General features: G+C 60.2%; 1 protein-coding gene. It reads left to right on the forward strand.

The window, feature by feature from the left end:
• A partial coding sequence (locus ACNQOP_RS20490) for an S-layer homology domain-containing protein (protein WP_416405573.1) occupies window positions 1-1,133 on the forward strand: 1,133 nt, incomplete at its 5' end.
• Between the last annotated feature and the right edge of the window lie 14 nt (window positions 1,134-1,147).

A 1,147-nucleotide genomic window follows, 5' to 3' on the forward strand; every position in this document is an offset into this window, starting at 1 on the left:
GGACGGTGACGGTGACTGCCCGTGCAACGACGGATTATGTTCTGGCACCCGGTGCGACGGCGTCGTGGTCGGGAACGTTCAAGGCGACTCCGTTTGTGGTGACCCCTGCTGCGGTGGTGTTTACGGATAAGGACGGCACGAAGGACGACGCCTATACGGTTCCTGCTGTGACCGGTGTTGAGTATTTGGTCGGGGGCAAGGTCGTTGCTGCTGGGACGTACCCCGGTTCGGGGACGGTGACGGTGACTGCGCGTGCGACGACGGATTATGTTCTGACACCCGGTGCAACGGCATCGTGGTCGGGAACGTTCAAGGCGACTCCGTTTGTGGTGACCCCGGCTGCTGTGGTGTTTACGGATAAGGACGGTACGAAGGACGACGCCTATACGGTTCCTGCTGTGACCGGTGTTGAGTACCTGGTCGGGGGCAAGGTCATTGCCGCCGGCACGTACCCCGGTTCAGGGACGGTGACGGTGACTGCGCGTGCGACGACGGATTATGTTCTGGCACCCGGTGCAACGGCTTCCTGGACGGGAACGTTCAAGGCGACGTCTGCGGTGTCGTTTGCTGATGTGGCTGCCGGCGCCCAGTTCCATGAAGAGATTTCCTGGCTTGCTGCGCAGGGTATCTCCACGGGGTGGGTTGAGGCTAATGGTTCCCGGACGTTCCGGCCGTTGCAGGCTGTGAATCGTGATGCGATGGCTGCGTTTATGTACCGGTTGGCTGGTTCGCCGGCGTTCCAGCCACCTGCTAAGTCTCCGTTTGCTGATGTGACTCCCTCTACGCAGTTCTACAAGGAGATCACTTGGCTCGCGTCGAAGGGTATCTCCACGGGCTGGGTTGAGTCGAACGGGACCAAGACGTTCCGTCCGGTGCAGCCGGTGAACAGAGATGCGATGGCTGCGTTCATGTACAGGTTTGCGGGCAAGCCCGCGATCACTGGTGCTGCGAAGTTCGCAGATGTTCCTGAGGGTGCGCAGTTCCAGAACGAAATTGGCTGGCTGGCTGGATCCGGTATCTCCACCGGTTGGACCGAAGCGAACGGGTCCAAAACCTACCGGCCACTCCAACCCGTGAACCGTGACGCGATGGCCGCGTTCATGTACAGGTACAACCAAAAATACGGGAAGTAGTACCGAGCCAGTTG

Origin of the sequence: Arthrobacter sp. LFS091 (assembly GCF_047977885.1) — a bacterium.
GTDB lineage: Bacteria > Actinomycetota > Actinomycetes > Actinomycetales > Micrococcaceae > Arthrobacter.